General features: G+C 66.4%; 17 protein-coding genes and 1 pseudogene. 9 read left to right on the forward strand and 9 right to left on the reverse strand.

What is annotated here, in order from left to right:
* The first annotated feature begins 66 nt into the window (after window positions 1-66).
* On the forward strand, window positions 67-1,512 hold the full coding sequence (locus tag BLV94_RS30370; protein ID WP_255315071.1) for an IS4 family transposase: 1,446 nt from the start codon (window positions 67-69) through the stop codon (window positions 1,510-1,512).
* Between the two features lie 16 nt (window positions 1,513-1,528).
* On the opposite strand, the gene BLV94_RS30375 is transcribed toward BLV94_RS30370, so the two are convergent.
* On the reverse strand, window positions 1,529-2,782 hold the full coding sequence (locus tag BLV94_RS30375; protein WP_072951635.1) for a sarcosine oxidase subunit beta family protein: 1,254 nt from the start codon (window positions 2,780-2,782) through the stop codon (window positions 1,529-1,531).
* Window positions 2,782-4,098: a serine hydroxymethyltransferase gene (gene glyA / locus BLV94_RS30380; protein ID WP_371851627.1), complete on the reverse strand. Its 1,317-nt coding sequence runs from the start codon at window positions 4,096-4,098 to the stop codon at window positions 2,782-2,784. The genes BLV94_RS30375 and glyA overlap by 1 nt, the downstream gene beginning before the upstream one ends.
* Window positions 4,099-4,224: 126 nt before the next feature.
* Between glyA and BLV94_RS30385 the strand changes: the two genes are divergently transcribed.
* Together BLV94_RS30385 and BLV94_RS30390 are read left to right on the forward strand one after the other, a co-directional pair.
* A complete protein-coding gene (locus tag BLV94_RS30385) occupies window positions 4,225-4,896 on the forward strand; it encodes a GntR family transcriptional regulator (protein WP_074933844.1) in 672 nt (223 codons plus the stop codon).
* A 108-nt stretch (window positions 4,897-5,004) separates the two neighbouring features.
* Window positions 5,005-5,613: a 5-formyltetrahydrofolate cyclo-ligase gene (locus BLV94_RS30390; RefSeq protein ID WP_072951711.1), complete on the forward strand. Its 609-nt coding sequence runs from the start codon at window positions 5,005-5,007 to the stop codon at window positions 5,611-5,613.
* Between the two features lie 109 nt (window positions 5,614-5,722).
* On the opposite strand, the gene BLV94_RS49685 is transcribed toward BLV94_RS30390, so the two are convergent.
* Window positions 5,723-5,896, reverse strand: coding sequence for a hypothetical protein (locus BLV94_RS49685; RefSeq protein WP_167372194.1), 174 nt, complete (start codon window positions 5,894-5,896; stop codon window positions 5,723-5,725).
* A gap of 22 nt (window positions 5,897-5,918) precedes the next feature.
* Window positions 5,919-6,767 carry a formyltetrahydrofolate deformylase gene (gene purU / locus BLV94_RS30395; protein WP_072951706.1) on the reverse strand — a complete coding sequence of 283 codons (849 nt, stop codon included), beginning with the start codon at window positions 6,765-6,767 and terminating at the stop codon, window positions 5,919-5,921.
* A gap of 213 nt (window positions 6,768-6,980) precedes the next feature.
* On the opposite strand from purU, the gene BLV94_RS30400 reads away from it, so the two are divergent.
* On the forward strand, window positions 6,981-7,655 hold the full coding sequence (locus BLV94_RS30400; protein ID WP_072951708.1) for a GntR family transcriptional regulator: 675 nt from the start codon (window positions 6,981-6,983) through the stop codon (window positions 7,653-7,655).
* A gap of 84 nt (window positions 7,656-7,739) precedes the next feature.
* Here the strand turns inward: BLV94_RS30400 and BLV94_RS30405 are convergent, their stop codons facing one another.
* The 3 genes from BLV94_RS30405 to BLV94_RS30415 all read right to left on the reverse strand — a co-directional run bounded on the left by BLV94_RS30405 (window position 7,740) and on the right by BLV94_RS30415 (window position 11,799).
* The gene (locus BLV94_RS30405) at window positions 7,740-8,630 is read right to left on the reverse strand and encodes a bifunctional 5,10-methylenetetrahydrofolate dehydrogenase/5,10-methenyltetrahydrofolate cyclohydrolase (protein WP_072951709.1); all 891 of its coding nucleotides are present in this window, start codon (window positions 8,628-8,630) and stop codon (window positions 7,740-7,742) included.
* Window positions 8,627-9,247, reverse strand: coding sequence for a cyclodeaminase/cyclohydrolase family protein (locus tag BLV94_RS30410; RefSeq protein ID WP_072951710.1), 621 nt, complete (start codon window positions 9,245-9,247; stop codon window positions 8,627-8,629). Before BLV94_RS30410 ends, BLV94_RS30405 begins: the two co-directional genes overlap by 4 nt.
* 89 nt (window positions 9,248-9,336) lie before the next feature.
* Window positions 9,337-11,799: a GcvT family protein gene (locus tag BLV94_RS30415; protein ID WP_074933846.1), complete on the reverse strand. Its 2,463-nt coding sequence runs from the start codon at window positions 11,797-11,799 to the stop codon at window positions 9,337-9,339.
* A gap of 207 nt (window positions 11,800-12,006) precedes the next feature.
* On the opposite strand from BLV94_RS30415, the pseudogene BLV94_RS30420 reads away from it, so the two are divergent.
* Window positions 12,007-12,120 (forward strand): annotated as a pseudogene (locus tag BLV94_RS30420) (RidA family protein); the annotation flags it as partial.
* A gap of 23 nt (window positions 12,121-12,143) precedes the next feature.
* Here the strand turns inward: BLV94_RS30420 and BLV94_RS30425 are convergent.
* The gene (locus tag BLV94_RS30425; RefSeq protein WP_072951661.1) at window positions 12,144-12,473 is read right to left on the reverse strand and encodes a WhiB family transcriptional regulator; all 330 of its coding nucleotides are present in this window, start codon (window positions 12,471-12,473) and stop codon (window positions 12,144-12,146) included.
* A gap of 359 nt (window positions 12,474-12,832) precedes the next feature.
* Here BLV94_RS30425 and BLV94_RS30430 point away from each other — a divergent pair, with 359 nt between their 5' ends.
* Window positions 12,833-14,059, forward strand: a complete 1,227-nt coding sequence (locus BLV94_RS30430) for a fatty acid desaturase family protein (RefSeq protein ID WP_072951663.1) — start codon at window positions 12,833-12,835, stop codon at window positions 14,057-14,059.
* Window positions 14,060-14,153: 94 nt separating this feature from the next.
* On the opposite strand, the gene BLV94_RS30435 is transcribed toward BLV94_RS30430, so the two are convergent.
* The gene (locus BLV94_RS30435; RefSeq protein WP_072951665.1) at window positions 14,154-15,662 is read right to left on the reverse strand and encodes a BCCT family transporter; all 1,509 of its coding nucleotides are present in this window, start codon (window positions 15,660-15,662) and stop codon (window positions 14,154-14,156) included.
* Between the two features lie 674 nt (window positions 15,663-16,336).
* Between BLV94_RS30435 and BLV94_RS30440 the strand changes: the two genes are divergently transcribed.
* The 3 genes from BLV94_RS30440 to BLV94_RS30450 are packed head-to-tail and all read left to right on the forward strand — an operon-like array spanning window position 16,337 to window position 20,380.
* Complete coding sequence (locus tag BLV94_RS30440) at window positions 16,337-17,422, forward strand: S-(hydroxymethyl)mycothiol dehydrogenase (protein ID WP_074933850.1); 1,086 nt, start codon at window positions 16,337-16,339, stop codon at window positions 17,420-17,422.
* On the forward strand, window positions 17,419-18,051 hold the full coding sequence (locus BLV94_RS30445) for an MBL fold metallo-hydrolase (protein WP_072944307.1): 633 nt from the start codon (window positions 17,419-17,421) through the stop codon (window positions 18,049-18,051). Before BLV94_RS30440 ends, BLV94_RS30445 begins: the two co-directional genes overlap by 4 nt.
* A 4-nt stretch (window positions 18,052-18,055) precedes the next feature.
* Complete coding sequence (locus BLV94_RS30450) at window positions 18,056-20,380, forward strand: FdhF/YdeP family oxidoreductase (RefSeq protein WP_072944309.1); 2,325 nt, start codon at window positions 18,056-18,058, stop codon at window positions 20,378-20,380.
* Window position 20,381: the final 1 nt, after the last annotated feature.

Genomic DNA, 20,381 nt, shown 5'->3' on the forward strand with positions numbered 1-20,381 from the left:
GCGCAGTTAGGCGTGTGACTGTTGGGTCAAATGGGACACACGTGAGGAAAGGGCGTGTCGGTGCGTGTGGGACAGCGGAACTCCCGGTATCGAGGGCTTGTCCTCGCAAGACAACCCTTTACCTTGGGAGTTCCGCTGTCCACACAGTCTGTCATCCGCCGCCCCGTCGAGGTTGCCGTAGGCCGGTTCGCGCCCGGTCACCTCGGCGAGTTGACCCAGATCGTGCCGTTCGAGATGGTCGACGACGCGCTCGCGTCGACGTCGAGTGTGCAGAAACGGGTGCGCGATCTGCCCTCGCGGGTGGTGGTGTACCTGCTGCTCGCGGCCGGACTGTTCGCCGAGGGCGGCTACCAGCAGGTGTGGGCACGGCTGACCGCCGGACTGGACGCGCTGACGCCGGCCCGGCCGGGCAGTTCCGCGCTCGCCCAGGCTCGCCGCAGGGTCGGGGCCAAACCGTTGCGGGCGCTGTTCGAGCTGCTCGCCGGGCCGGCGGCGGGGGCGACGCGTTGGCGTGGGCTGCTGGTCTGCGCGGTCGACGGCACCACGATGTCGGTGCCCGACAGCGCGGCGAACCTGCGCTGCTTCAGTCGCCAAAGCGGCACCCACGGCGGTTCCGGATACCCGCTGATGCGGATGTTGACCATCGTCGCGTGCGGCACCCGCACCGTCATCGACGCCGTGTTCGGCTCTACCCTCATCGGCGAAACCACCTACGCACCACGCCTGTTCGGTTGCCTACGGCCGGGCATGCTGCTACTGGCCGACCGCAACTTCGCCGCACAGAACATCATCGCCGGCATCGCCGACACAGGTGCTGACCTGCTCATTCGCTGCAAGGACAACCGCAAACTCCCGCGGATCGGGCGCTGCCCGGACCGGTCCTACCTGACGGTGATCGCCGGAGTGACACTTCGAGTCATCGACGCCGAGATCGCCATCACCGGCACCGGCGATCACCAGCGCAAACGTCGAGTCGGCCGCTACCGGCTCATCACCACATTGACCGACCACCAGGCGTTTCCGGCATCGGCGATCGTCGAGCTCTACCACCAACGCTGGGAGATCGAAACCTCCTACCTGGAGCTGAAGTCCAGCATCCTCGGCGGACGGGTGCTGCGCGCACGCACCCCCGCCGGCATCGAGCAGGAGGTCTACGCCCTGCTGACCACCTACCAAGCCCTCCGTCTGGCCATCGCCGACGCCACCGCCACCGACCCGACCGCCAGCCCCGACCGGGCCAGCTTCACCGTCGCTCTCCACGCCGCCCGCGACCAGCTCATCCACGCCGCCGGCGTCATCGCCGGTACCGTCATCGACCTGGTCGGCGCCATCGGCCGCGCCGTACTCACCGATCTAATGCCCACGCGCAGAACACGAGTCAGCCCCCGCGTAGTGAAGCGTGCAATCTCCAAACACCGAGCCAAGGGCGACATCGACCGCACCAACTACCACGCCGAGATCAGCATCAGCATCCTCATACCAGCACACTTGACAACAGACCCGCCGCCCTAACTGCGCGGCATTGGGGTTAGTGGGCGACGGCGGCGGCGCCGTGCTCGTCGACGAGGGCGCCGGTGACGAACCGGTCGAGGCTGAACGGGGCGATGTAGTCGTGCGGTTCGTCGTTCGCGAGGGTGTCGGCCAGGCACCAGCCGAGCCCGGGGGTGGCCTTGAAGCCGCCGGTGCCCCACCCGCCGTTGAGGTAGACGTTGTCGTAGGGGGTGCGGCCGACGATCGGGGAGGCGTCGGGGCAGGTGTCGACGATGCCGCCCCAGGTGCGCAGCAGATGCGCGCGGGCGAAGACGGGGAACAACTCGACGGCGGCGGCCATCTGGCGTTCGATGATGTGGAAGGCGCCGCGTTGGCCGTAGCCGTTGTAGGAGTCGACGCCGGCGCCCATCACCAGTTCCCCCTTGTGGGCCTGGGAGACGTAGACGTGGATGGCGTTGGACATCACGATCGTCGGGTGCACCGGCTCGAGGAGTTCGGAGACCAAAGCCTGCAGCGGGTGGGACTGCAGGGGGGTGGCGATGCCGAGCATGTCGGTGAGGGTGGAGGTGTGCCCGGCGGCGCAGAGCGCGACCTGCCCGGTGGCGATGTCGCCGCGGGTGGTGCGGACCCCGGTCACCTTGTTGCCGTCGGTGACGAAGCCGGTGACCTCGCAGTTCTGGATGATGTCGATGCCGGCTTGGTCGGCGCGGCGGGCGAATCCCCACGCCACGTAGTCGTGTTTGGCGATGCCGGCGCGGGGTTGGTAGGTGGCGCCGAGGACGGGGTAGCGGATGTCGGCGGAGATGTTGACCAGGGGGCAGAGTTTTTTGACCTCGTCGGGTCCGACCCATTCGGCGTCGATGCCGTTGAGTTTGTTGGCCTCGACGCGGCGGACGCTGTCGCGGACGTCCTGGAGGCTGTGGGCGAGGTTGAGGACGCCGCGCTGGCTGAACAGGATCGGGTAGTCCAGGTCCTCCTCGAGGCCCTCCCACAGTTTGAGGGCGTGTTCGTAGATGCGGGTGCTCTCGTCCCACAGGTAGTTCGACCGGATCAGGGTGGTGTTGCGGGCCATGTTGCCGCCCGCGAGCCAGCCCTTCTCCAGCACGGCGACGTTGGTGATGCCGTGGTTCTTGGCGAGGTAGTGCGCGGTCGCGAGGCCGTGGCCGCCGCCGCCGACGATCACGATGTCGTAGGACTTCTTCGGTTCCGGGTTACGCCACAGAAAGTCCGGGTGATCGGGCAGGTGCGCACCGGGCGGGGTCGCTGCAGTGCCGGAGCTCAGGGTCGTCATCAGTTCGTCTCCGTGAGGTCGGGGTAGAGCGGGAACGCGGCGGCGAGGGCGTCGACCCGGGCCCGCAGCGCGGTCAGGCCGGCCTCGTCGGTGGCCGGGCGCAGCGCGTGGCTGATGATGTCGGCGACCTCGGTGAACGCGGCCTCGTCGAAACCGCGGGTGGCCAGCGCCGGGGTGCCGATCCGCACCCCGGAGGAGATCATCGGCGGGCGGGGGTCGAACGGGACGGCGTTGCGGTTGACGGTGATCCCCACCCGGTGCAGCCGGTCCTCGGCCTGCTTGCCGTCGAGTTCGGACTCACGCAGGTCCACCAGCACCAGGTGCACGTCGGTGCCGCCGGAGACGACGTTGATCCCGGCGGCCCGCGAATCGGTTTGCAGGAGGCGGTCGGCGAGGATCTTCGCGCCGGCCAGGGTGCGCTGCTGGCGTTCGGCGAATTCGGGTTCGGCGGCGAGCTTGAACGCGACGGCCTTGCCGGCGATCACGTGCTCGAGCGGGCCGCCCTGCTGGCCGGGGAAGACCGAGGAGTTGAACTTCTTCGCCAGCGCCGCGTCGTTGGTGAGGATGACGCCGCCGCGGGGCCCGCCCAACGTCTTGTGGGTGGTGGAGGTGACCACGTGGGCGTGCGGGACGGGGGAGGGGTGCAGTCCGGCGGCGACCAGGCCGGCGAAGTGCGCCATGTCGACCATCAGGTAGGCGCCGACCTCGTCGGCGATGGCCCGGAACCGGGGGAAGTCGAGTTGGCGGGGGTACGCGGACCAGCCGGCCATGATCAGCTTCGGGCGGTGCTCGCGGGCCAGGCGTTCGACCTCGTCCATGTCGACGAGGTGGTCGTCCTCGCGGACGTGGTACGCGGCGACGTCGTAGAGCTTGCCGGAGAAGTTCAGCTTCATCCCGTGCGTGAGGTGACCGCCGTGCGCGAGATCCAACCCGAGGATGGAATCACCGGGGGTCAGCAGCGCCGCCATCGCCGCGGCGTTGGCCTGCGCCCCCGAATGCGGTTGCACGTTCGCGAACCCCGCACCGAACAGCGCGGTCAGGCGGTCGATCGCCAACTGCTCGATCACGTCGACGTGCTCACACCCCCCGTAATACCGGCGGCCCGGGTAGCCCTCGGCGTACTTGTTGGTCAGCACCGACCCCTGCGCCTGCATCACCGCGAGCGGCGCGAAATTCTCACTGGCGATCATCTCCAGGGTGCCCTGCTGCCGCGCCAACTCGGCCCCGATCGCCGCATGCACGGCCGGATCGAGATCCACCAACCGCCGAGTCAACGTCGGATTGGAGACGGGTGCGGCTGCGGTGCGGCCGTCAATGTCGAGAGTCAAGAGATTCGCCCTTCTGAGAGACCAGTGCCGAATTACTGATATATCAAACTGAAGGTAGAGTATGATCAGTAGTGGATCACAGTCAAGGCTCGAACGACATTTCCGGAGACGAATATGAGCATGGCGCAATCGGCGGTAATCGAGATCGCATCTGCGGGCGGCACCAACGCTGAACGCGCGTACGAGATCATCCGCGAACGCCTGGTCATGCTCGATATCCGGCCGGGTGAGCCGATCAACGACGACCGCCTCGCCGAGGAACTCGGTTTCGGCCGCACCCCGGTGCGCGAGGCCCTCAAGCGCCTCGAACGCGAACGCCTCGTCGTCGCCTACCCCCGCCGCGGCACCTTCGCCACCGCCGTCGACATGACCGACCTCGCCGACATCTCCGAGATCCGCAAACGACTCGAACCGACCGCCGCCGCCCGCGCCGCGCGCTCCGCGACCCAGGACGCCCGGGCCCGACTCGCCGCGCTCGCCGCCGACATCGCCGAGATCTCCGACACCGAGGACCCCCGCGAGGTGCTGCGCAAGGACGTCCACGTGCACCGCGAGATCTACCGGGCCTCGGGCAACCCGCACCTCGAGGACATCCTCGTCAGCCTCGACGCCCACGCCACCCGCATCTGGTGCCTGTTCCTCGACCGACTCCCCGACGTCGCCAGCCACGTCCGCGAGCACATCACCCTTCTGCGGGCGATCGTCGACGGCGACGAGGACACCGCCACGTCGTTGACGCTCGGGCACGTCAGCGGTTTCGAAGCGGCTATCCGAAACCTGCTGTAGGCGCTCCGCGCCCGTGCGCCTTTCTGGTTGTTCCCGCTACCAAAAAGGCGCACGGGCGGCGAAGCCGTAGCCGAGGCCGATCATTTACTACGACTGGTGGAATTCGACATGACTTTTCACGACATCGATGGCAAGGACGCATGGAGGCGACGAGTTCTCCACGTGCGTAAGCAACAGACCATCGACGACAGGGACCGCGCGAGCTGGCGCATCGCCGACCATATCGGGAAGGTGGCGCGGCCGGGACAGGCTGTGGCCGCCTATGTTCCGATGGACAGCGAACCAGGGTCCGTTGCGATGCTGGATGCGCTGGTGGACGCGGGGGTTCAGGTGCTGCTTCCCTTCACCGTCGTGAACAGCCCGCTGTCGTGGGCCCTGTACACCGGACCGGCCGACCTGAGCCCTGCTGCGTTCGGGCTGCGTGAACCAACCGGTCCGGATCTCGGGCCCGGAGGGTTGGCCCGCGCGGATGCGATCATCGTGCCGGCGCTTGCGGTCGACTGTCGGGGAGTCCGATTGGGGCGAGGGGCCGGCTACTACGACCGCAGCCTGGCGATGGTCGACGGCGACGTCCCGTTGATCGCAGTGGTCAATGACGCCGAGCTGGTCGATGCGCTTCCGGACGAGCCGCACGACATCCGGATGACCCATGCCCTCACTCCGTCGGGTGGGTTGCAGGCGCTCGTACCCGCGGAATTCGTCGGGTCCCGCACGTAGGCAGCACACGAGGCGACTTCCGACGCTGCAGGCCGCCGCACATCAGCGGCGGCCTGCAGTCATTTCTGGTTCCGTCGTGAACCGCCGAGTCGAAGTCCGGCAGGCGTTTTCAACGGACTTCCGGCAGACAGGCCAGAATGGTCCAGCTGGCCGGTGGATACGACGCGGAAATCTGCTTGTCCGGGGCGAGGATCCGAAGTATGCCGCCGTCGAGTACGTGAGCGGTGAAACCGGTCGAGTACTCGTCGGTTCTCGCGCCGTGCTGTACTGACAATCGTCTCATCGTGGAATCTTTCGGTAGCTCGTCAGCTGAAGATGACGGTCCTGTGCCCGTGCAGAAGGACGCGGTTCTCGCAGTGCCAGCGCACGGCGCGGGACAATGCCAGTGCTTCGGCATCCTGGCCGACGGTGGCCAGACGTGCGGGGTCGTGGCTGTGATCGATGCGGATGACTTCCTGCTCGATGATGGGACCTTCGTCCAGGTCCGGTGTGACGTAGTGGGCGGTGGCGCCGACCTGCTTGACGCCCCGGTCGAAGGCCTGGTGGTAGGGCTTGGCGCCCTTGAAACCGGGCAGGAAGGAATGATGAATGTTGATCGCGCGGCCGTGGAGCTTGCGGCATGCGTCGTTCGACAGCACCTGCATGTACCGCGCGAGGACGACCAGGTCTGCGTCGTACTCGTCCACGAGGTCGAGGAGCTGCGCCTCGGCCTGCGGCTTCGTCGCGGCCGTCACGGGAATGTGGATGAAAGGCAGGCCGGCCGCTTCGGCCATGGGACGAAGGACCTCGTGGTTGGAGACGACAGCGACCAGCTCTGCTCCGAGATTGCCGGCGCGCCACCGGAAGATGAGGTCGTTGAGGCAATGCCCCATCTTCGAGACCATCACGACAACACGCGGCACGCTGCACCCGTTGAAGCTGAACGTCATGCCGAACTTGTCGGCGACACTGCGAAACTCGCTCGTCAGTCGATCGATGTCGAGATTGCCGGAGGAGACGAACGACGTGCGGAGGAAGAAGGCGTCGTTCTGCGTGTCGTCGAACTGCTGGTGCTCGGCGATGTCGCAGTTCTGCTCGAACAGAAAGGAACTGACGGCGTGGACGATTCCGGGGCGCTGAGCGCTGCTGAGCGTCAAGGTGAAGGTTTCGGTCATGTGCGTCTCCTCGGGGCTGGACGCTGCCGGGCAGCATCGGTGTTCGGGGGATATCGGTTCGGTGCTGTCGCCGCCCCACCTTCCGTTGCCGGCGACGTCAGCATCACATGCGCTCTTCTGGAGTCCCAGTCCTACTAGACTGATATATCAGATTGGTACTAGTATTTCAGGTGTAGAAGAACGGGTCAAGAGTTGGAGAAGGGAAACGCTAGGATGACGCTCATGAGGCTGGAGGCGGTATCAGCGGAGCACGGCGTGACTTCTCTCGCGGACCGCGCCTACACGGCGATCCAGGACAAGCTGATCATGCTCGACATCCGCCCCAACGACGCGATCGTCGAAGGTGACCTCGCCGAACAGCTCGGTGTCGGGCGGACCCCGGTCCGAGAAGCTCTCAAGCGACTCGAAGCGGAACGCCTCGTGGTGTCATTTCCTCGTCGTGGAACCTTCGCGACCGGCGTCGACGTCGCCGACCTCGGCCACATCTCCGAGATCCGAGCCCACCTCGAGCCCGTGGCGGCACGCCGAGCGGCGGAAGGGGCCTCGCCGACTCTTCGCCAGTTGCTCCTCGACATGGCCGACAAGACAGACGAGCTCGACGTTCTCGGAATCGAGCGGCACGAACTGATGCGGTGGGATCTCACCGTGCACCGGACCATATATCGGGCCTCACGCAACCCACACCTCGAAGATGTCCTCGTCCGGTACGACAATCTCGCGACTCGGATCTTCTGCCTCTTTCTCGAACGGCTGCCGTCGGTTCCCCAGCACGTCGGAGAGCACGGAGAACTGTTGCGCGCGATTGCCGGCGGGCAGGCGGACCTCGCTGCGGATATCGCACGCCGGCATGTCACCGGGTTCGAGCAGGCAGTACGCACCATCATCTAGTACCCGGGCCGCGGCGCGGCACCGACAGGATGGTGGGTAATCGGGCGAACCCTCCCCGGAAAGACCGATTACCCACCAAGACTTTCAGCGGCTGCTCTGCAGCCCGACGAGGCTCGCGGCTCGCCTCACGGCGCTCTGGGTCGACGCCGCATCGACGGTGTGATTGAGCAACAGCGCCGTCGTCACCGGTCCCACCCCACCAGGAACCGGGGTCAGCGCACCGGCGCGCCCGTCCACCGAGTCTGCGTCGACGTCGCCGAGGAGTAGCCCGTCGTCGGTGGCAGTCGTACCGACGTCGATCACCACCGCACCATCGCTGATGTGCTCCGCCGTGATCAGTCTCGGAATCCCCACCGCAACGACGACGATATCGGCAGAACGGGTGCCCGCCACCAGATCGGCGGTGTGCCGGTGGCACACGGTCACCGTCGCGTCACGCTGCACGAGCAGATGCGCAACGGGGGTCCCGACGACCGTCGACCGTCCCACCACGGTGGCGGTCTTGCCGCGCAGATCGATTCCGTGGTGGTCGAGCAACGCGAGCACTGCCTGTGCAGTGGCGGGCGCGAAGGCCGGCAGGTGCGCGATCAGCCGACCGAGGCTGACCGGGTTCGTGCCGTCGATGTCCTTGCCGGGATTGATCGCTTCCCGCAGAAGGTCGAGATCGGTGCCGTCCGGTAGCGGGGTCTGCAGGATGATGCCGTGCACATCCGGGTCGTGGCCGAGTTCGACGAGGACGGCGTGAATCTCTTCGGTCGTCGCCTCCGGCCCGAAATCGACGATGTCGCACTCGATTCCGGTGCGTCGGGCGGCGCCGGCGATGGATCGGACGTACCAGGCGGTGGACTCGTCGGCGGTGGCCAGCACGACCGCCAGCTTGGGCCGGATCCCGATCTCGGTGAGCGCGGCCGCCGCGACCGACGCATCGTTGCGGATTGCGGCTGCCAGATCGGAGCCACCCAGAATTCTGGTCATGAGTTCAGTTGCTTTCTCACTTGGGCAGTCACTGCGTCGGCACGGTCGGCGAGTGCGTCGACGCCGGCGGCGCTGTCGATGAGCGATTGTCGGATGGCCGGGTCGGTGATGCCCGGCAGGTTGATCTCGACGTTGACCCGTGCGGTCGTGGCCGCGGCCCGGGCCGCCTCCGTCGCGGCCGCGACGTCACTGACGACATTGCGGTTTGCGACGGGACCGAGTTCTTCGGCGAGCGTGACCACCGCCGCTGCTGCATCGATCACCTCGACGGGAACCCGAGCCGCGTTCACCAGGGCACCTTCGATCGCTGCGGAACGCGCGGCGTTCTCTTCGTCTGTGCCCTTGGGAAGTTTGTAAGCATCGATCACGGACGTGAAGGCGGCCATGTCGTCCTCGGCGAACTGCAACGCCTTGCCCCGCAGCGCATCCGCGCTGGTGCACACCCGCTCGACCAGAGCGGAGTGCTCCGCGTACCGGTCTCCGGTCGTATATCGGGCGACCATTGCCACCAGGGCCGCGGCCTGCCCGACGTGCAGCGCGGCAGTTGCGCCGCCACCCGGCGCGGGAACCCGTGCGGCGAGTGAGTCCAGAAATGAACTGATGGTTTCCTGTTGCATCAGCGTGGTCTTCCTCTTCTGTGGGCGGGCGCTGCAATGACCGAACAGGGTGCCGGCCCACTCGCGGAGCGGGCCGGCACCGGTGTGGTTTATGCTCGGATTTTTTTCATTTCGGGGTCGACGAGGGGTTCGGCGACGATGGTGGCGGGGATGCGGGTGCCGAAGTAGTCGATCTCGACGGTGCTGCCGGTGCCGGCGGTGGCGGGTAGCCAGGCGTAGGCGATGGGGGCGCCGACGGTGTGGCCGTAGGCGGCGCTGGTGACGTAGCCGGCGGGTTGGCCGTCGAGGTAGACGGGTTCGTGGCCCAGCACCACCGAGGTGCGGTCGTCGATCATCAGGCAGGCGAGGCGCCGCGTGACGGTGTCGTCGGACACACCGTCGAGTGCGTCGCGGCCGACGAAGTCGCCCTTCTGGGGGCGGACGGCGAACCCGAGTCCGGCCTCGTAGGGGTTGTGTTCGGTGGTCATGTCGGTGCCCCAGGAGCGGTAGCCCTTCTCCATCCGGAGGCTGTTGAACGCGGCCCGGCCGGCGGCGATGATCTCGTACTGCTGTCCCTCCGCCCAGAGCACGTCCCAGAGGCGTTGGCCGTTGTCGGCGGTGGTGTAGAGCTCCCAGCCGAGTTCGCCGACGTAGGACAGGCGCATCGCGGTGACCGGGATGCCGCCGATCCGGACCTGCTTGGAGCGGAAGTATTTGAAGTTCTCGTTGGAGAAGTCGTCGCGGCTGATGGCCTGGACCAGGTCGCGGGCGCGGGGCCCCCACAGGCCGATGCAGCAGGTGCCACCGGTGATGTCGCGGATCTGGACGGTGCCGTCGGTGGGGGCGTGGCGGCGCAGGTAGTCGAGGTCGAGGTTGCTGTTGGCGCCGATCTGGAAGACGGTGTCGGCCAGGCGGGCGACGGTGAGGTCGCTGCGGATGCCGCCGGCGGTGTCGAGGGCGAGGGTGTAGGTGACCGCGCCGACGGTTTTGTCCATCTTGCCGGTGGTCAGCGGTTCGAGCAGGGCCAGGGCGCCGGGCCCGGAGACCTCGAGCCGTTTGAGGGGGGTCATGTCGTACATCGCCACCGACGTGCGGGTCTTCCAGGCCTCGGCGGCGGCGATGGGGGAGTGGAACATCGCGGCCCACGGTTCGCGGGCCGGCGGCTGCCACTGGGCAGGAAGCTGGTCGAGCAGGTGCGCGTTGGCCTCGTACCAGTGCGGGCGTTCCCAGCCGGCGCCCTCGAGGAAGACGGCGCCGAGTTCGCTCTGGCGGGCGTGGAACGGGCTGACCCGGATGCCACGGGGGGATTGCTTCGGTTGCAGGGGGTGCATGACGTCGTAGATTTCGACGAAGTTCTGCTGGGAGGTTTCGCTGACGTAGTCGGGGTCGAGTTGGATGTCCTCGAACCGGTGCACGTCGCAGCCGTGCAGTTCGACCTCGGAGCGGCCGTCGACGAGCAGTTGCGCGACGGCGCGGGCGACGCCGGCGGAGTGGGTGACCCACACGGCCTCGGCGATCCAGAATCCGGTGATGTCGGGGGATTCGCCGATCAGCGGGCCGCCGTCGGGGGTGAAGGAGAACACCCCGTTGAAGCCGTGCTCGATCTTCGCGGTCTCGAGGCAGGGCAGCAGCAGCTTGGACTGCTCCCACGACGGTGCGAAGTCCTCTTCGGTGAACGCCAGCATCGAGGGCATGGCGGAGTCGGAGATGTCGGCGCTGTCGGTCAACTCGCGGGTGTTCACCGGCATCGGGCGGTGCGCGTAGCTGCCGATGCCGAGGCGGTCGACGTGCTCGCGGAAGTAGAGGTCCTGGTCCTGGTGCCGCAGGATCGGGAAGCCGGCCTCGGCGAGGGTGGTGTTGCGGCCGACGAGTTCGGGGATCTGGTCGGTGGTGGCGTACTGGTGCGCCAGCGGCAGGAGGGGGACGTCCATGCCGACGAGTTCGCCGAGTTCGGGGCCCCAGAATCCGGCGCAGGAGACGACGATGTCGGCGGGGATCACGCCGTGGTTGGTGGTGACGCCGGTGACCTTGCCGCCGGCGTGCTCGATGCCGATCACCTTCGTCGAACCCTGGAACACGGCACCGCGGGCCTCGGCGCGGCGGGCCAGGGCGACGACGACGCGGGCGGCCTTGGCGAGGCCGTCGGTTTCCACGTAGAGGCCGCCGAGGACCCGCTTCTGGTCGAGGAGGGGGTGCAGCTTCGCGCACTCGGCCGGGTCGAGGACGCTGCCGTCGATGCCCCAGGAGGTGGCCCAGCCCTGCTTGCGGTGCAGGTCCGCCAACCGTTCCTCGGTGGTGGCGATCTCGAGGCCGCCGAGCTGGTTGAAGCACCACTGGCCGTCGACGTCGAGGCTGAGGAACTTCTCGACGGTGTAGCGGGCGAGTTCGGTCATCGTCTTCGAGGCGTTCGTCTGGAACACCAGCCCCGGCGCGTGGGAGGTGGAGCCGCCGGTCAGTGGCAGCGGCCCCTGGTCGAGGACGGTGATCTTGTCCCAGCCACGAGCGGTGAGCTCGTCGGCCAGGTTCGCACCGACGATGCCGGCTCCGATGATCACGACGCGCGGTGAACCCATGATGGTCCTTCCTGAAGTGGATGTGCGATCGCCTGCACTCCGCGGATCGTCCGTATTGCACACTGCGCCTTGGTCGTACACGCGACAAGTGCGAGCGGGAACGGATGATCGGCAAGCGGGAAGAGCGGTGTCGACAACTGATATATCAAGCACTGTAGTGTGTGTCACGTAGCGGGTCAACCCTCGCTCGATGACCTGCTATACACGTTGCTCACGGAGATCTTCGGCGCCGCCGGGGTGCATGCCCGTTCGGCGGTCGGGGTTGCCGTGCTCCCGATCGATGCGCCGGTCGAGGTGGAGATCGTCGTCGAGGTCGACTGAGGGGCGAAGCCGGTCGGAGCCCGTCAATCCTGCTGGTAGCGCTGCAGTAGTTGCAGACTCCGACGTCGTATTTCTCGCCCGATGGAGGCGCTCTTGCGGCGGTCGGACTCCGACATCCCGCCCCATACCCCGTGTGATTCCTTCGATGCCAGTGCGTGATCTCTGCACAGGTCGATCACCGGGCAGGTGGCGCAAATGTCCTTGGCTGCGCGTTCGCGTTCGATGCGGCGGGGTTTGCTTTCGCCGTCCGGAGGGAAGAAGACGTCCATGCCCTCGGATCGGCATCGTGCTCGTAGGCGCCAGTCCACTCCATCCGGCTGTGCCACGACTGCCGTGAAGTTCTGCAGCGACATTTCGACTCCATAGTTGTACGCGTAGTGGATGGTGTCGGCCGACTGGGCTCAGGCTGATCTGTACCCGCGACGGGAGGGCGCGGGTTGGCCTCGTGTGCGGCGGGCGGCGGCGCCAGGCCTGCATCGTCCGGAGTGGACCACACGAATCGGCATCAAAGCTGTTCCTTTGCAGTGTATCTCACACTCCGATGCTCTTCGGGTGCTGTGGCCGGGTCGCGGGATTCGCGTCGTCGCCCCCTCGCGATCCCGGCTTCGGGTGTGTAAGGTAACACTTACCTACGGTACCGTAGGTTACGAATCGCGAAGAGCCGACGACGCGACATGCGTCGTTCGAGCATGCCAAGCCGGGAAGGGTTGCCATGGCGATTGCAGATGTCAAGGAATACGCACATCTCACCGAAGCCGATGTCGAGGCGCTCGGGCGCGAGTTGGATGCGATCCGCCGCGATATCGAAGAATCTCGCGGGGAGCGCGACGCGCGCTACGTGCGGAACACCATCAGGTTGCAGCGTTCGCTCGAGATCGGCGGCCGCGCAGTGCTGTTCGGGAGTCGCAGACGGCCGGCATGGCTGCTCGGGGCGGGCATGCTCGGTGTCTCGAAGATCATCGAGAACATGGAACTCGGCCACAACGTGATGCACGGGCAGTGGGACTGGATGAACGATCCGGAAATCCACTCCACGTCGTGGGAATGGGATATCCACGATCCATCCGCGCACTGGAAGCAGACGCACAACTATCTGCACCACAAGTACACCAACGTTCTCGGCATGGACGACGACGTGGGATACGGCCTGCTCCGGGTCACTCGCGACCAGCGGTGGCGGCCGTTCAATACCGGCAATCTCGTCTACAACACCCTGCTGACGCTGTTCTTCCAGTGGGGCGTCGCTGTGCAGCACCTCGAGCTCGGCAAGGTGGTCAAGCGGGGTGACCTCAGCCCGGAGACGAAACAGAAGGCCCGCGAGGTCGGCACGAAGATCGGCAAGCAGCTGGTCAAGGATTACGTGATCTACCCGGCCCTCACCGGCCCGGCATGGAAGAGCACGATCACGGCGAACTTCGCGGCGAACACCATCCGCAACGTGTGGGCGAACGCGATCATCTTCTGCGGGCACTTCCCGGACGGCGCCGAGAAGTTCACGAAGGCCGACATCGACAACGAGACGCAGCCCGAGTGGTACCTGCGCCAGATGCTCGGTAGCGCCAACATCGAGGGCAGCAGGCTGATGGACTTCATGTCCGGCAACCTGAGCTACCAGATCGAGCACCACCTGTTCCCCGACCTGCCGAGCAACCGCTACGCGGAGATCGCCGTCCGGGTGCGGGCGCTGTGCGAGAAATACGACCTGCCGTACACGACCGGCCCGTTCCTGGTGCAGTACGCGAAGTCGTGGCGCACCATCGCCAAGCTGTCGTTGCCGAACAAGTACCTCAAGGCGACCACGGACGACGCGCCGGAGACGGCGTCGGAGCGCAAGTTCGGTGGAAACACCACGGCAACAATCGATCCGGCCACCGGGCGTCGTCAGGGGCTGCAGACGGCGATCCTTCGGAAGCGGCGGCGCGGTTTCCTGAATCGATAGGACAAAGCCGCGTCGGCGCAGACGGGCCGCGGAAAACGGCGAGGTCCTGCTTCATATCCACCGGATAGGAAACAGGACCTCGCCGTCGCTCGGGCTACCGGCGGAAAGTGGGAATCCGCGGCGTCTTCTGCTTGTCCGCGACCAGGGGATCTCGGGTGATGTCGCGATACAGCGAGATACACATGCCGATCATCACGATCACGAATGGTGCTGCCACGATGATGGTCATGGTTTGGAGGCCGTTCAGTGCGTCCGTTCCTCCGGTCCACAGCATGAGCACCGCAACGCCTCCGGTGACCACACCCCAGAACGCGACAGTCCGGCGGGAAGGTTCCAACGTGCCGCGCTGGGACAGCGTCCCCATGACGATCGAAGCAGCGTCGGCGCCGGAGACGAAGAAGATCGCGACGAGAGCCATCACCAGAATCGACGATGCGCCCGCAAGCGGCAGGTGATCCAGCATGCCGAACAGCTGCGATTCCGGGGTTCCTCGGGAGAACAGGTCGGTGCCCTGACTCTGTTCGCCGATCGCTGCCCCGCCGAAGACGGCGAACCACACCAGGCTCACCGAGCTCGGAATGAGGATGACGCCGACGACGAACTGACGAATCGTCCGGCCCCTGCTGATCCGGGCCAGGAACATCCCGACGAAGGGGGTCCACGAAATCCACCACGCCCAGTAGAAGATGGTCCACGAGGAGAGCCATGTTTCGGTCGAGGCATCGCCGGATGCAGCCGAGCGTGCCGACATACTGGCAATTTCGGCGGCGTAGTCACCCAACGTGGTGGGCAGCAGATTCAAGATGAACACGGTGGGACCGGCGACGAAGACGAAGACGGCCAGAACAAGCGCGAGCACCATGTTGATGTTCGACAGCCATTGAATTCCGCGCGAGATACCGGAAACGGCCGAGGCCACGAACGCCAGGGTGAGTATGGCGACGATCGCGACGAGCAGAAGCGTCCCGGCCTGGCTCATCCAGCCGAGAACCTTGATTCCCGAACCGATTTGGAGTGCTCCCAGACCCAGTGACGCCGCGGTGCCGAACATGGTCGCGAAGATCGCGAGGATGTCGATTACCTTGCCGATCGGTCCCTCGGCGCGGCGGCCGATGAGGGGAATGAACGAGGAGCTGATGAGCTGCTTCCGCCCCATTCGATACGTGCCGTATGCGATCGACAGACCGACCACTGCATACATCGACCACGGGTGCAGTCCCCAATGAAAAAGTGCGGTCGCCATCGCGGTGCCCACCGTGGAATCGCCGATTCCCGGTGGTGGCTGAACGAAATGGGTCAGAGGTTCGGTCACGCCCCAGAAGATCAGACCGATCCCCATGCCGGCGCTGAACATCATCGCAACCCAGCTGACCGTTCTGAACTCTGGTTTCTCCCCGTCCCCGCCGAGTGGAATTCGCCCGTACCGGCTCAGCGCCAGCCACACAGCGAACAGCACGAACCCGGTGGCGGAGACTATGAACAGCCAGCCCAGGTTGGTCACCACCCAGTCCAGGATCGACGACGTCGCGGTGGTCAGGCTCGCCGGCCACAGCAGTCCCCATGCCAGGATCGCCACCACGATGGCGGCCGTGACGCCGAACACCACCCGATCGGTACCGTGCGGGGTCGTGCCCTTCGATTCGTTGACGGCGAGGGGGTCGGTAACGTCGGGATCGGGTGGTTGATGAGGCCGCGTTTCGGTTTCCGCTTCGATTGGGTTTCCTTGTGTTGTCACATCAGTCTCCCTGCAGCGTGTCGCTGAGTAGGTGTGTGGACGGAGTGCGGAGTGCCAGTGCGGGAGATCATCCCGGTTGGCCTCTGTTGCTTAATACGCAACGAGGTGTTCCACGGGGAACAAGAGTGAGCGCAACTGTGATCTATGTCAAGTGCTGACGGTAGAATGCTCCAGCTCATATCCACAGTTTCGCCACCCGTGATCGACGTAGTCATGCAGGTGCCGGGCGGGTCGACCGGCTGGGTGTGAGTCGGCTATGTTGCGGCGGATATGGCTTTTGTGCAACAAGATTCGACGACGCCGAGTGCGGTTACCGCGTCGCCGCCGGGCGGGGCCGCCGCGTCGTGGTCGGCGGACGCGCGTCGTGCACGGAGGTGTGCCTCCGGCCGGTTGGCCAGCGGTTATGCGTCCGCGCGGGTAAATGCGCCAATGTCTTCCGTTCGCATTCGAGTATTGATATATTAGTTATCGACAACTTGGTACGACAGCCTCGGAGCGCACCGCGTGGCGCCGACAGGCCCAGAAATGTAGGAGTGCCTTCCATGCCGCAGCAGGTACGAGGCGTCATCGCCCGATCCAAGGGTGCCCCCGTGGAGATCGCGACCGTGAATATTCCGGATCCGGGTCCGGGTGAGGTGGTGGTGGATATCGCGGCGTGCGGTGTGTGCCACACGGACCTGACCTACCGCGACGGCGGAATCAACGACGAGTTCCCGTTCCTGCTCGGGCACGAGGCGTCCGGGATCGTGGAGAGTGTCGGCGCGGGTGTGACGTCGGTGGCGGTCGGCGATTTCGTGGTGCTGAACTGGCGGGCGGTGTGTGGGCAGTGCCGGGCGTGTAAGCGTGGTCGCCCGCAGTACTGTTTCGACACTCACAACGCGGCGCAGAGGATGACGCTCGAGGACGGCACCGAACTGACCCCGGCGCTGGGGATCGGCGCGTTCGCCGACAAGACCCTCGTCCACGCCGGACAGTGCACGAAGGTGGACCCGTCCGCGGACCCGGCGGTCGTCGGGCTGCTCGGGTGCGGGGTGATGGCCGGCCTCGGTGCGGCGGTGAACACCGGCAATGTGGGCCGCGGCGACTCGGTGGCGGTGATCGGCTGCGGCGGGGTCGGGGATGCGGCGATCATGGGTGCCCGGCTGGCCGGGGCGAACAAGATCATCGCGATCGACCGGGACGAGAAGAAGCTCGAGTGGGCGAAGGATCTGGGTGCGACGCACACGGTCAACGGCGGCGAGGTGGACGCGGTCGAGGCGGTGCGGGAGCTGACCGGCGGTTTCGGTGCCGACGTGGTGATCGACGCGGTCGGCCGTCCGGAGACGTGGAAGCAGGCGTTCTACGCCCGCGACCTCGCCGGCACCGTGGTTTTGGTGGGGGTCCCGACCCCCGACATGCGGTTGGAGATGCCGTTGATCGACTTCTTCTCCCGCGGTGGGTCGTTGAAGTCGTCGTGGTACGGCGACTGCCTGCCCGAACGCGACTTCCCGATGCTGGTGGATCTGTTCCAGCAGGGCCGGTTGCCGTTGGAGAAGTTCGTGACCGAGCGGATCAAGATCGACGAGGTCGAAGAGGCGTTTCACCGGATGCATGCCGGTGAGGTGCTGCGTTCGGTGGTCGTGCTGTGAGCGGGCGGTTGCGGATCGAGCGGGTCGTCACCGAGGGCACGTTCGCCCTCGACGGTGGGGAGTGGAGTGTCGAGAACAACATCTGGCTGGTCGGGGACGATACCGATGTGGTGATCGTGGACGCCGCCCACAGTGCGCAGCCGATCGTCGACGCGGTCGGGGGCCGGCACGTGAACGCGGTGATCTGCACGCACGGTCACAACGATCACGTCACCGTCGCCCCGGAGCTGGCCGAGCGGTTGCACGCCCCGGTGTTGCTGCATCCGGGTGATGACGTGTTGTGGAAGATGAGCCACCCGGACGGCAAGTACTGGAACCTCGAGGACGGGCAGCGGATCGCGATCGCGGGCACCGAGATCCGGGTGATCCATGCGCCGGGGCATTCGCCGGGGTCGGTGTGCCTGTATCTGCCGGAGGTGGGGGCGTTGTTCTCGGGGGACACCCTGTTCTCGGGTGGTCCGGGTGCGACGGGTCGGTCGTTCTCGGATTTCCCGACGATCATCGGGTCGATCCGGGACCGGTTGTTCGCGTTGCCCGAGAACACGCTCGTCCATACCGGGCACGGGGACGGGACCACGATCGGTACCGAGGCCCCGCATCTCGCCGAGTGGATTGCCCGAGGACACTGATTCGATGACCGACACCACCGACCGCCCCGAGGCCACCGACAGGTACACCTTCGACGAGGACGATGTCGTCGTCACGCACGAGAAGTCCTATGCGGCGGGTGTTCCTGCGGTGTTGGTTTCGCTCAAGCGTGGTTTGGAGCAGATGGGTCCGGTGCGCACGGCGCGGACCTTCTTCCGGCTGAATCAGCGGCACGGGTTCGACTGTCCGGGGTGTGCGTGGCCGGAGACTCCGGGGCACCGTAAGCATGCGGAGTTCTGTGAGAACGGGGCGAAGGCGGTCGCGGAGGAGGCCACGACCCGGACGGTGACCCCGGAGTTCTTCGCCACCCATTCGGTGCAGGAGTTGCTGGGCCGCACCGAGTTCTGGTTGGGGCAGCAGGGCCGGCTGACGCATCCGATGGTGCTGCTGCCGGGGGCCACGCATTACGAGCCGATCGGGTGGGACGCGGCGTTCGCGCTGATCGCCGGGGAGCTGCGGGGTCTGGGATCGCCGGACGAGGCGGTGTTCTACACGTCCGGGCGCACCAGTAATGAGGCGGCGTTCGTGTATCAGTTGATGATCCGGGCGTTCGGGACGAACAATCTGCCGGATTGTTCGAACATGTGCCACGAATCGTCGGGTAGTGCGTTGGTGGAGACGATCGGGATCGGGAAGGGGTCGGTGTCGGTCCCCGACCTGGAGAACGCGGATCTGATCCTGATCGCCGGCCAGAATCCGGGCACGAATCACCCCCGGATGCTGTCCACCCTGGAGAAGGCGAAAGCGAATGGGGCGAGGGTGATCGCGATCAACCCGTTGCCGGAGGCGGGGTTGTTGCGGTTCAAGGACCCGCAGAAGGTGCACGGGGTGGTCGGGGACGGGGTGGCCATTGCGGACGAGTTCCTGCAGATCCGGATCGGCGGCGACCAGGCCCTGTTCCAAGGTTTGGGCCGGTTGCTGCTCGAGGCCGAAGACGCGGCACCGGGGACGGTGCTGGACCGGGAGTTCATCGACCGGCACACCGCCGGGTTCGAGGCGTGCGCGGCGCACCTGCGGCGGGTCGATCTGGGGACGGTGGTGGCGGCGACCGGGTTGACGCTCGACCAGATCCGGGCCACGGCGGACGCGTTGATCGGATCGGAGAAGACCATCATCTGCTGGGCGATGGGATTGACCCAGCAGACGCATGGGGTGGCGACCATCCAGGATGCGGTGAACCTGCTGCTGTTGCAGGGGATGATCGGCAAACCCGGGGCCGGGGTGTGCCCGGTGCGCGGGCACTCCAACGTCCAGGGTGACCGGACGATGGGCATCTGGGAGAAGATGCCCGAAGCGTTCCTGGCCGCGTTGGATGCGGAGTTCGGGATCCGGTCCCCGCGCACGCACGGCCTCGATGCCGTCGATTCGATTCGGGCGATGCGGGACGGGACGGCGTCGGTGTTCGTCGGGATGGGCGGCAACTTCGTCTCCGCGACCCCGGACACCGAGACCACCGAGGCGGCGCTACGCCACTGTGCGTTGACGGTGCAGGTGTCGACGAAACTGAACCGCTCGCACCTGGTGACCGGGCGGGCCGCGCTGATCCTGCCCTCGCTCGGCCGCACCGACAAGGACGTGCAGAACGGTCGCAAGCAGCAGGTGACGGTCGAGGATTCGATGTCGATGGTGCACCTGTCCCGCGGCGGCCTGACCCCCGCGAGCGAGCAGTTGCGCAGCGAGGTCGCCATCGTCTGCGGGATCGCGCAGGCGTTGTTCGGGCCGGAGCATGCGGTGCCGTGGGCGGAATTTTCGGCCGACTACGACCGCATCCGCGACAGCATTGCCCGGGTGATCCCGGGGTTCGCGGACTTCAACCGGAAGGTGCGCCAACCCGACGGATTCGGACTCCCGCACCCACCCCGCGACGAGCGCCGCTTCGACACCGACACGGGGAAGGCCAATTTCACGGTCAACGAGTTGTCCTGGGTGCCGGTGCCGGACGGCAGGCTGATCCTGCAGACCATGCGGTCGCACGATCAGTACAACACCACCATCTACGGTCTCGACGACCGCTACCGCGGGGTCAAGGGCGGACGGCGGGTGCTGTTCATCAACGAACTCGACATCACCGCCCTCGGGTACGCGGCGGGGGATCGGGTGGACCTGGTCTCCGAATGGGAAACCCCGGACGGCAGCGTGGAGGAGCGGCGGGCGGAGGATTTCCGCCTGGTGCCCTACCCCACCCCGGTCGGGAACGTGGCCGCGTATTATCCGGAGACGAATCCGCTGATCCCGCTCGATCACGTCGCGAAAAAGTCGAACACGCCGGTGTCGAAGGCGGTCACGATCCGCCTCGAGAGGCGGGGCTGAC

The organism is Rhodococcus koreensis (assembly GCF_900105905.1).
In the GTDB taxonomy this organism is placed as follows: Bacteria; Actinomycetota; Actinomycetes; order Mycobacteriales; family Mycobacteriaceae; genus Rhodococcus_F; species Rhodococcus_F koreensis.

Excerpts from the sequence above, each read along its gene's own strand:
- BLV94_RS30425 (WP_072951661.1), bottom strand. The coding sequence starts at position 12,473 with ATGTCGCTGCAGAACTTCACGGCAGTCGTGGCACAGCCGGATGGAGTG.
- BLV94_RS30415 (WP_074933846.1), bottom strand. The coding sequence starts at position 11,799 with ATGGGTTCACCGCGCGTCGTGATCATCGGAGCCGGCATCGTCGGTGCG.
- BLV94_RS30385 (WP_074933844.1), top strand. The coding sequence starts at position 4,225 with ATGAGCATGGCGCAATCGGCGGTAATCGAGATCGCATCTGCGGGCGGC.
- BLV94_RS30410 (WP_072951710.1), bottom strand. The coding sequence starts at position 9,247 with ATGCAACAGGAAACCATCAGTTCATTTCTGGACTCACTCGCCGCACGG.
- purU (WP_072951706.1), bottom strand. The coding sequence starts at position 6,767 with ATGACCGAAACCTTCACCTTGACGCTCAGCAGCGCTCAGCGCCCCGGA.
- BLV94_RS30390 (WP_072951711.1), top strand. The coding sequence starts at position 5,005 with ATGACTTTTCACGACATCGATGGCAAGGACGCATGGAGGCGACGAGTT.
- BLV94_RS30375 (WP_072951635.1), bottom strand. The coding sequence starts at position 2,782 with ATGACGACCCTGAGCTCCGGCACTGCAGCGACCCCGCCCGGTGCGCAC.
- BLV94_RS30430 (WP_072951663.1), top strand. The coding sequence starts at position 12,833 with ATGGCGATTGCAGATGTCAAGGAATACGCACATCTCACCGAAGCCGAT.
- BLV94_RS49685 (WP_167372194.1), bottom strand. The coding sequence starts at position 5,896 with ATGAGACGATTGTCAGTACAGCACGGCGCGAGAACCGACGAGTACTCG.
- BLV94_RS30405 (WP_072951709.1), bottom strand. The coding sequence starts at position 8,630 with ATGACCAGAATTCTGGGTGGCTCCGATCTGGCAGCCGCAATCCGCAAC.
- BLV94_RS30400 (WP_072951708.1), top strand. The coding sequence starts at position 6,981 with ATGACGCTCATGAGGCTGGAGGCGGTATCAGCGGAGCACGGCGTGACT.
- BLV94_RS30440 (WP_074933850.1), top strand. The coding sequence starts at position 16,337 with ATGCCGCAGCAGGTACGAGGCGTCATCGCCCGATCCAAGGGTGCCCCC.
- BLV94_RS30450 (WP_072944309.1), top strand. The coding sequence starts at position 18,056 with ATGACCGACACCACCGACCGCCCCGAGGCCACCGACAGGTACACCTTC.